This window comes from Corynebacterium sp. HMSC070H05 (assembly GCF_001837615.1).
GTDB lineage: Bacteria > Actinomycetota > Actinomycetes > Mycobacteriales > Mycobacteriaceae > Corynebacterium > Corynebacterium coyleae.
Window position 1 is genome coordinate 41,855 of the sequence record NZ_KV833309.1, and the last position, 11,074, is coordinate 52,928.

The 11,074-nt window shown below is 61.4% G+C and carries 3 protein-coding genes; 2 read left to right on the plus strand and 1 reads right to left on the minus strand.

What is annotated here, in order from left to right:
* Window positions 1-8 precede the first annotated feature (8 nt).
* Window positions 9-6,248 carry a G5 domain-containing protein gene (locus HMPREF2617_RS04685; protein WP_083323201.1) on the plus strand — a complete coding sequence of 2,080 codons (6,240 nt, stop codon included), beginning with the start codon at window positions 9-11 and terminating at the stop codon, window positions 6,246-6,248.
* Window positions 6,249-6,418: 170 nt separating this feature from the next.
* Window positions 6,419-9,637, plus strand: coding sequence for an alkaline phosphatase (locus tag HMPREF2617_RS04690; RefSeq protein ID WP_070840198.1), 3,219 nt, complete (start codon window positions 6,419-6,421; stop codon window positions 9,635-9,637).
* A 6-nt stretch (window positions 9,638-9,643) separates the two neighbouring features.
* Here HMPREF2617_RS04690 and HMPREF2617_RS04695 read toward each other — a convergent pair whose 3' ends face one another.
* Window positions 9,644-10,378: a hypothetical protein gene (locus HMPREF2617_RS04695; RefSeq protein WP_070840201.1), complete on the minus strand. Its 735-nt coding sequence runs from the start codon at window positions 10,376-10,378 to the stop codon at window positions 9,644-9,646.
* Window positions 10,379-11,074 lie beyond the last annotated feature (696 nt).

The following is an 11,074-nucleotide window of genomic DNA, read 5'->3' on the forward strand; positions in this document are numbered from 1 at the left end:
AGTATCACATGGCCGAATCATCTCGGCGTCTACGCAAATCAACCTCAACGGGCATCGCAGCCTCGTCCGTGATCGCACTCGCCCTCGGCGGCCTGAGCGTCGTCGCACCTGGCCCACTTGCACCGGAGGCTGCAGCTGCCACCCTCAGCGGCGGCATCCGCGACAAGTCCGGCGCGGTAGAGAAGGATGACCAGAAGGCCTCCGACCTGCCGGCCGGTTCGTGTGTCGTCTCGGAGAGCGCTCCGGAGGGCAGCCAGGCTGGTTTCAGGTGGTATACCTCTGAGCCGGCTGCGAACAGCCCCGACAGGAAAGCCTGGGGCTTGAGCGTCTCCTTTGATAACTCGAAGGACCGCACGTTCGCTGATTGGGGTTTTACCAATTCAGGCCTTATGGGTGCGTACCTCGACACGGCTCAAGTTCCCGCTACGGACGCGGGCCAGACCCTTGGTGGCAAGGTTACGCACAAGGCCGACGAAGCCCTCGTCATTGATGGCTCTGGGCGACAGCGAAACCTGAACCTCAACGCAGAACTGACCGATGCGAAAGTCAAGCAGTTCGCTGAGGCCACTGCCGCGAACCCGGTACGTTACGCCTGGCAGGGAAACTATAAGCAGGAAAATCCCGACCCAAAGACTAGGGCCACCAGGGGAGGCAGTGCAGCCTTTACGGCCGTCGTGAACCCGTGGCCGAGCGAGAACATCGAATGTAACCCGATCACGGTGTCGTGGGAGAACTTCGAGAAGCACGTTATCGTCCCTGGTGACGAAACCAAGGTCGGTAAGATCAACATCCCGGCACTGCAGGGTGAAGGCAATGGCACTGATGACTCCATGTCCCGCATGGTCGTGGAAGCCTACGACGGCAACGGCAAGTTCATCGGCACCACGGACCCAGCGTCGTCCGGTGGGACCAAGAACCTGCGTATCGACGAAGAAACCGGCGAGATCTTCTTCACGTGGCCTGAGTACCGTGGTACCGACCTGGCGACTGATAAGAATGTGAACTTCTCCGTTCTCGCAAAGCCGCGCAGCGTGGACCAGCTCAAGGCCGCAGCTAAGAGCAACAATGAGTACATCGAGCATGATGGAGCCTTCGACAGCTCCAACTCGCTGACGCGCTACAACAAGGCGAACGTCATCGACTCGAAGGCGTTCTCCCTGGACGACACCGAGTACCACTCCCCGAAGTACGATAAGACGGATGCGTCGATCATCTCGGGCGTTGATAGCGCTACCGGTCCGATTGCTACCGAGCCGCAGAAGGTCACCTTCACCCAGACCCCTGACCTGATCAAGGACCTGGCGAAGAAGAAGGGTGACAACGGCTACGAGGCCAAGGTCGAGCTGGACGAGAAGTACGTCTACGACGGCTGGACCGTCGAGATGGACGATGACTACAACGTCACTGTCACTGCTCCGGAGAACCCGAAGCCGGGCACTTTCGCACGCCCGACAATTACGGTGGAATACTCGAATGGTTCCACGGATGTGCTCGAGCTTCTCGTGGTTGTTGACCCGAACAACACCCAGGTCACTGACCTGGTGCGCCCGAGCCTGACTAAGGGCCACATCGGTGATGACCTCACCGCTCAAGTGGGCACCAAGTCCATCATGAAGGGCCACAAGCCGGTTCACCCGGCCAAGTTCGAGATCGACGAGTCCACTGTTCCTGCTGGCTGGACCGTCACCGTTGACGCGACCGGCAAGGTCACCGCTAAGGCGGATGACTCTGTTGCACCGGGTACGATCATCACCCCGAAGGTCAAGGCAACCTACCCGGACCAGACCACGGATGAGATCGAGACCCAGTTCCAGGCGATCGTCGACATCAAAATCCCGACCTATGACACGGTCACCAATAAGCCGGCGGCAAAGGTCTCACTCAAGCCGGAGGTTCCGGAGCGCGGCCTGAGCGGTAACACGACCGACGAGGCCCCGAACCGTTACACCTTCCCGGACGGCAAGACCGAGTACACCCACACGGATGACAGCGGCACGTGGACCGTCAAGATTGATGAGAACACTGGTGAGATCACCACGACGATTCCACGCACCGCTCCTGAGGGCTACACCCTGAACGTCCCGGTACTCGCGTACTACGACAACGCTGACAAGCCGCAGGAAGTCAAGGGCACCGTCGTCGTTTTGAAGAGCGACTTCTCGCCGACCTACTCCGTGGAAACCACTGGCCCGAACCAGGCTGTGAACCACCAGGTACAGGATGCACCTAAGGGTTCCAAGTTCTCCTTCGGCAAGGACGAGAACGATCAGCCGATCCTTGAGCAGGAAGTTGACGGCTGGAAGTACAAGGTCGACCCGAACACCGGTGTTGTATCTTCCACCCCGCCTGCAGACTCCAAGCCGGGCGACAAGAAGACCATCAACGTCACTGTGACGACCCCGGATGGCTCCACCCCGCTGGTACCAGTCACCACCGTGGTGAAGTTGTCCAACAACTGGGAAGCTGAGCCGGTATACCCCGTGGAAACCGTCTACCCGGGTGAAGCTGCAACGTTGCCAATTGATCTTCAAAAGCCGGAGGACGTCAACGTCGCGAAGGAAAACCCCTACAAGCTGGGCGATGTTCCGGCTGGTTGGAATGTCAGCATTGACGACAATGGCCAGATCACTGCAACCGCACCTGCGGATGCAAAGCCGGGCACGCAAGTCAAGATTCCGGTCACCGTGACCTACGAAGACGGTTCAACGGATATTGCATACGCTGTCGTCAATGTCCTCGGCCTTCCGACGCGTGAGGAACCGTTCAAGGTCGAGTACAAGTACGACGACACCATCCCTGCCGGCGAGTACAAGGTTGAAACCAAGGGCGAGTCGGGTGCAGCGAAGATGCACAAGGACGGCACCTGGGAGCAGACCAAGGCGCCGGTCAACGAGGTCGTCGTCATCGGCACCAAGCCGGCCGAGAGCGCCAAGGACGTGACCTGGAAGTTCCCGATCCCGTACCCGACTGAGGTTCGCGAGAACCCGGACCTGAAGCCTGGTGAAACCCGGGTTGTTCAGGAAGGCGAGAACGGCGAGAAGACCTACACCGCTAAGTTCACCGCCAAGGGCTCTGAGGCACAGGTCGCTGAGGAAGAGACCACCAAGGAAGCCAAGCCGCGCATCATCGAGTACGGCCCGGGCATTGCTCCGAGCGAGCTCGTGACCACTGTGAAGAAGCCAGTGCCGTTTGATACCGAAGTCGTATTCGACGACACGCTCGCTGCGGGTGAGCAAAAGGTGGATCAGGAAGGCAAGCTCGGCGAGGACACCGTGACCTCCACGCAGAAGCTTGTCGACGGCAAACCTTCGGGTGACCCGGTCGTGAAGACTGAGCGCACCGCGGAGCCGACGAAGCAGATCATTCGCGTCGGTACCAAGACCACCGGTGAAACCAAGAAGACCGTCGAGTCTGAGGTCCCGTTTGGTGTGAAGATCGAGTACGACCCGAACCTGCCTGCTGGCAAGTCCGAGGTTGTCACCGAAGGCAAGCCGGGTAAGAAGACCACCACGGTGACCCAGAAGGTCACCAACTCCCAGCCGGATGGCGAGGCCACCGTTGAGGAGAAGATCACCGAGCAGCCTGTCGATCAGGTGATCAAGGTCGGCACCAAGCCGTCCGAGACCTCTGAGAAGGTCGAGTGGAAGGCGCCAGTTCCGTTCGAGGTTGAAACCCGTCCGAACAAGGATCTGAAGCCGGGCGAGATCAAGATCGTCCAGAAGGGCGAGCCGGGCGAGAAGACCTACACGGCCAACTTCACCTCCAAGGGCGACGACTCTTCGGTCACCCCTACGGAGAAGCAGACCAAGGATCCGGTCAACGAGATCATCGAATACGGTCCGACCGCTCCTGACCAGACGCTGACGTCGAAGACGACCCGCGAGGTCAACTTCGAGACCGAGTTCATCGTGGACAACACGGTGCCGGTCGGCCAGACCAAGGTCGAGCAGGAAGGCGAGAAGGGCGAGGAACTGATCACCTCGACCCAGAAGATCAAGGACGGCAAGCCAGACGGCGAGCCGAGCATCACCGTCGAGCAGACCAAGGCGCCGAAGAAGAAGATTGTCCGTGTCGGTTCCATGACCGATGGCTCGTACGAGCTGGAAGAGAAGCTGCCGATTCCGTTCGACACCGTGATTGAGTACGACCCGGAGATCCCTGCCGGCGAGTACAAGGTCGTCACCGAGGGCAAGCCTGGTGAGAAGATCACCAAGATCACCCAGAAGATCGTGAACAGCAAGGTCGTCGAGGCAACGCGTGGCAGCGAAACCACCACCACCGAGCCGGTCACCAAGGTGATCAAGGTCGGCACCAAGCAGGCAACTGCTACCGACAAGGTGGAGTGGAAGGAGCCCATCCCGTACCCGACGGAACTGCGTCCGAACTCGGAGCTCGCTCCGGGTGAGGTTCGGGTTGTTCAGGAAGGCAAGGACGGCGAAGCCACCTACACCGCAACCTTCACAGGTACCAGCGGTGAAGCCACCAAGACCGAGGTCACCGATCGCACCGAGCCGACTCCGCGAATCGTCGAGTTCGGCCCAGGCCTTGAGGACGACAGCGTGGTCTCTTCCACGACCCGTTCCGTGGAGTTCGGCACTGACGTCATCGAAGACCCGAACCTCGAAGAGGGCAAGCAGGTCATCGAGCAGGGCGAGTTCGGCGAAGAGGTCGTGACATCGACGCAGAAGCTTGTCGACGGCAAACCGTCCGGCGATCCAGTCGTCGAGACGAAGCGCACGAAGGAACCGAAGAATGCGGTCATCCGCATCGGCACCAAGAAGCCTGCGAATCCGACGCCGCCGACCGATGAGCCGGAGCAGCCGACTCCGCCGACCGACGAGCCGACCCCACCGGTCGAGCCGAAGGAAGTCGAGCTTCCGTACACTACGAAGATCATCTACGACGAGACGCTCGAGCCTGGTCAGGAAATCGTGGACCAGGAAGGTGCGAACGGCAAGGTCGAGGTGACCGTCGAGAATGGTCAGCCTTCGGTGAAGGTCGTGAAGGAGCCAGTCGAGAAGATCATCCGTGTTGGCACCAAGCCGCCGGCTGGTCAGGAGTGGAAGGAGCGGATCCCGTTTGAGGTGAAGGTCAAGCTTGACCCCACCATCCCGGCGGGTGAGCACAAGGTTGAACAGGAAGGTAAGCCCGGCCTGGTTCAGCACAACTCTGACGGCACCGAAGAGACGCTCGTTGAGAAGCAGGATCACGTCATCCTCATCGGCACCAAGCCGGCCGACCCGACTGACCCGGAGAACCCGGATCAGCCGACGCCGGAAGGTGAGCTCGATATCAACGTCCGCTACACCACCCGGATCGTTTACGACCCGAACCTGAAGCCAGGCGAGGAAGTCGAAGACGTTGCTGGTAAGGACGGCCGCTACACCATCAAGGTTGTCGACGGCAAGCCTGTCGCCGAGATGGTGGAGAAGCCAGTCGAGCGCGTAGTCCGCGTTGGCACCAAGCCGCCGGCGGGCACCAGCTGGACTGAGGAGATCGCCTACGACTACGAGGTCATCGAGGACTCCGAACTTGAAGCTGGCAAGCACGAGGTTGTGCAGCCGGGTAAGCCTGGCGAGCGCATCCACCGTGAAGACGGCAGCTTCGTCGAGGTTCCTGCGCAGAAGCTGATCATCAAGGTTGGCACGAAGAAGCCGGCTGATCCGAGCGAGCCGACCGACCCGAGCAAGCCGACCGACCCGTCGACGCCTGCCGATCCGAAGGACCCGCAGGGCTCTTCCGATAAGGCGAAGCGCTGCGTGGCCAACGCGTTTGCGAAGAACAGCCCGATCCTGTGGCTGCTGCCGATCGGCGTCCTCGCCGGCATTGGCTACGGCGTGAACGAGGCGTTCGGTCCGCAGATCCAGAAGGCATCCGCGGAGCTCAACGCTCGCTTCCAGGAGTCCATGCCGAAGCACGATTGGGGCCACGGTAACCGCGGCCGCCAGTGGGAGCAGCCTGAGTGGGCTCGCGAACTGCAGATGAAGGCAGACGCCATCAACCGCCAGTTCGCAGGCTACGGCGAGCAGCTCCAGCCGCTGGGTATTGCGCTCGGTGTCATCGCCGCAGCCAGCCTCACCGGTGTGCTGATTGCACAGGCCTGCCGTGAGGAAGGCTTCAACAACGGCATGACGGTGCTGGGCTCCTCGGAGCGTGTGACGTCCTCGGGTGAGACGGGCTCGTCGTCAAGCAAGGGCTCATCGGAGAACGCAGGTTCGTCGGAGAACGCAGGCTCCTCCAGTAAGTAGTCTGAACGCGTAAGCGAAGGGCGGTACCCGGTTGGGGGCCGCCCTTTTCGCATCTGCAGTTACCTAAAATTCACCTGAGCGTTCCTTATTAGAAATTTGCTGTGTTTAGGGTGCGTATCGGTTCAAAAACCGTTTCATATTCTTCGGCTTCTCGTTATAAGGAACCCAACATGCGTTTCTCGCTAAAAGCAGCTACCGCGGTAGTCAGCGCTTCTGCGTTGGCTATTGCGAACCTGCCTACCTCCCTCGCACAGTCGGCGGAGCAGTCCTTCAACGGCAAGGACACCTGCATTTCCATCGATTCCAACGGCAACATCGTCGCCCCGCAGCCGGGTGACTGCACCCAGTTTGGCAAGGGCGGCCAGGGCAACACCGACGCCCAGGCGCGCAACGTCATCTTCATCCTGGGCGACGGCATGGGCCACCAGGAGATCACTGCTGCTCGTAACTACCTCAAGGGCGCTAACGGCCGCTTCGAGGGCCTCGACGAGCTGACTGCGGCAGGTGCTTACACGACCTTCGCCGTGGGCAAGGACGGCAAGCGTCAGTACGTCACCGACTCCGCCGCGTCCGCAACGGGCTGGTCCACCGGTACGAAGACCTACAACGGCGCGTTGTCCGTTGACATCACCGGCAAGCCGCACGAGAACCTGCTGGAGATGGCGAAGAACGCCGGTATGCGCACCGGTAACGTTTCCACCGCCGAGATCCAGGATGCGACCCCGGGCGCGATGCACTCGCACATCTCCAAGCGCGGCTACTACGCGCCGTCCGGCGACGCGAAGCCGGTCAAGGGTGCTGAAGCTCGCGAAAACGGCGGTCTCGGCTCCATCTCCGAGCAGATCATCGACACCCGCGCCGACGTCACCCTGGGCGGTGGCCGCAAGTACTTCGACGCCGAGGTTCAGCAGGGTGGCGAGAACCGCAACCCGTTCCTGACCGACAAGAACGACGGCGGCGTCGACTGGGAGGCCGGCAAGTCCGTCCGCGAAAACGCGATTGCCAAGGGCTACCAGGTTGTCGACGACAAGCAGGGCCTCGAGGGCATCACCGTCGCGAACCAGGACCAGCCGGTGCTCGGCCTGTTCCACGACAAGAACATGACCCGCAAGTTCGAGCAGACCGTGCCGGTGAAGTCCGATGGCACCACCGAGCCGAAGGTCTGCAAGGAAGCTGATCGCGGCGACGAGCCGTCCGCAGCGGAGATGACCAAGAAGGCCATCGAGCTTCTCGACGACCCGTCGGCGGACAAGGGCTTCTTCCTCCAGGTCGAGTCCGCCTCCATCGATAAGGCGGACCACGCAGCCGACGCCTGCGGCATGATCGGCGAGACCCAGCAAATCGACGAGGTTATTAAGGAAGCCCTCGACTTTGCCAAGGCTGACGGTGAGACCATGATCGTTGTCACCGCCGACCACGCGCACACCGCGGAAATCATCCCGGACGGCCGCCCGTCAGTGTCCGCCGTAACTCGCCTGAAGACGCCGAAGGACGGCACCACCATGTCCATCGGCTTCGGCACCCAGCCGTGGCTGGATGAGAACGGCAACCCGGTCTTTGACAAGAAAGCCAACGACGACCCGTTCGACACCCCGAACTTCTCGATGATGCACACCGGCACCCAGGTGCGCATCGCAGGCTTCGGCCCGGGCTCCGAGAACGTCAACGGCCAGCTCGACCAAACCGACGCCTTCTACGTCATGGCGAATGCGCTCGGCCTCAACGGTGGCACCGAGGGTGGCCAGGAGCCGTGGAAGATCAACAAGGACAACAAGGTCATCTCGCTGGCCAACCGCTCCAAGGCGAAGCCGGGCGACCAGCTCTGCTACCTCGTCTCCGCAGGCGAGGCACCGAAGGTCGGCGACTGTGCACAGTTCGGCACCGAGGGCCAGGGCATCGACAACGCCAAGGCGAAGAACGTCGTCCTGCTCATCGGCGACGGCACCGGCGACTCCGAGATCACTGCAGCGCGTAACTACCTTAAGGGCTCCGCAGGCCGCTTCGAGGGGCTCGACGACCTCGACTACACCGGCTACCTGACCACCTTCTCCCTGGACAAGGAAACCGGCCTGCCGAACTACGTCGGTGATTCCGCTGCGACCGGCACCGCCTGGAACTCCGGTGTGAAGACCTACAACGGCGCGGTCGGCGTGGACAACGCCGGCAAGCCGGTTGCCACCCTCGGCGAGATCGCAAAGGCCAAGGGCCTGAAGATCGGTAACGTCACCACCGCCGAGATCCAGGACGCTACTCCGGCAGCCTTCGCTGCACACGCAATCAAGCGTTCCTACTACGCACCGTCTGGCGACAAGAAGGTCGCAGAGGGCGAGCAGCTGCGTGAAAACGGCGGCCTCGGCTCCATCTCCGAGCAGATCGTGGACCTGCGCGCAGACGTCACCCTCGGTGGCGGCCGCAGCTACTTCAACACCGAGGTCGTCCAGGGCGGCCAGTGGGGCGAGAACGGTAACACCTGGACCGCAGGTAAGACTGTCCTGGAAAACGCGAAGGACAATGGCTACCAGGTTGTCACTAACGCCTCCGAGCTCGACGCGATCGCAGAGGCAAACGCCGACAAGCCGGTCCTCGGTCTGTTCTCCGAGGGCAACATGCCGCGCGCGCTGAACCAGTCCATTCCGACCACCGACGGCGGTGACCTCGAGCCGGCCACCTGCGTTGCTAACCCGGAGTTCACCGCTGAGACTCCGCGACTGGCAGCCATGACCTCCAAGGCGCTCGAGCTGCTGCAGAACGACAAGGGCTTCGTGCTCCAGGTCGAGTCCGCATCCCCGGACAAGGCTGACCACCAGGCTGACGCCTGTGGCCTGATCGGCGAGGTCGGCCAGCTCGACGAGGCCGTCCAGGCTGTTCAGGATTGGGTGGAGAAGACCGGTGAGGAGACCCTGATCGTCGCCACCGCCGACCACGCTCACACCGCACAGATCACCTACGAGAACCAGAACACCGCTGGTCGCGTCACTCAGCTGACCACGGTTGAAGGCTCCACCATGGCCGTCAACTTCGCCACCTCCAAGACCAACGAGGACGAGGATGCGCTCGGCGGCCAGCAGCACACCGGTGCGCAGCTGCGTGTCGCAGCCTCCGGCCCGGGTGCCGCGAACCTCACCGGCCAGATCGACCAGACCGACCTCTTCTTTGCCAGCCTGAACGCGCTGGGCATCGATCCGGTCAACCACAATCTGACCTTTGAGAACAAGATGCAGCCGGTGGAGGAGACCACCGACGAGAACACCGCCGCCGGCTCCTCCGTCGACTCCCCGGCGCTCATCGCCACCCTGGCCATTGCAGGCATCGCGGGCCTCATCTCCTTGATTGCCCTGCTGGCCCCGTTTGCTGTCGACCGCGCCCTCGGCCCGATCGCGAAGTTCTAGCCAGAACTACATGCCCAGCATCGGCAGTTTGATGCCGAAGTGGGGCAGCGCGAAGAACAGGCCTGCGATTACCAGCAGCGCCGCAATTACCCCACCGACAATGGCCGGCACGTTCACGTCTGTGTCCATCTTGGCGGTGGGGTATTTCACATCCGCCTGCATGCCCTTGGTGCAGGTTTCGGCGGCGGTGGCGTCGGCGTCGTCGATAAGCATGCGCTTCGCGGCGACCTTGCCGGACGGCGTTTCCGCCCACGCCTTGTACACGTCGCCATCCTTCGCGGTCAGCGGCGTCTCGGTGCGCTTCGTGTCCGGGCCAACGCGCCACGAATCCGTGTCAATCGCCTCCAGCGTGCGATTCACAGTCGGCTCCGACTCCTTCATCGTCTTCTGCGCATCCGCATACTTTGCGACGAGACCCTCCGGCAACACCTTGCCAAACTCCGCCTTCTCACCCTTGAGCGCCTTCTCGTTCTCCGCGACAACGCCGGGGTAGACCTGCTCGATCGCCGCGATGAGGTCGCGAGCCTGCTCGTAGTCACCAATCGCCTTCGACTCGTCGAACCACGACTCGATGAAACGCTTCTCGGCCGGCGCGAGCTTCACGACGCACACGCCGTCCTTGTCCTTTGCTGCGACGGTAGCGGCGTTCGCCGGGGTGGCCGCGCCGACAACGCCGGCTGTGCCGAGCGCGAGCGTTGCTGCGGTTGCGTACGCGGCGATACGGGTGGTGGTGCTGGTCATGGTTTTCCTCCTCGGAGTGTGAGTGTGTGTACGGGCTGTACCACCTCAGTATCGAGGGAGACGTGTTGCGACAGCGTTAACGCACGATGGTGGGGGCGCTGCCGGGTAGGATCCTGGGCGAAAACACCGTGTCAGAAGCAATGTGATGAACCAGGGGTGATGGAAATTTCACAAATGCAGTTAGCCGCTTTGCTAGGCAATGGAGTTTCTCCATTGGAACCATCACCGGTCGATTACGTTTTTATGCTGCTCACGTTGGTGGCTGTGGTGCTATTAGTTGCCAGCGTGATTGTATTTTTCAGGCAACCTAACAGACGACCTAACAGACGATGGTCGGATGTCTGGATCGTGCTCTTTCTAGTGTTCATACCCGTGGTAGGACCGTTGGTGTATCTGCGGCATGTGCGGTCTAGCAAAAAGAGCGACAAAAAATCGTAGATGTGTGAGGCAAGGCCCAGCTTTGGGTTAACCCGTGGGGGCGTGGCCTGGGCAAAATAAAGAGTGGCCCCCGCATCCCACTGAAGAGATGAAAGGCCACTCAAGTTTGAAGCGCGCAACCACTTGCGCTTTCCGGGACTGCGAACTTAATCCCAGCCGGCTCGAGAGGTGGTGGGTTTTAGCCCAAATCCCTCGAGAACCCCAGTATAGAACTGGCATCAGTTAAATCGGGTTAAGCGACAAAATGTGTGTCCGGAA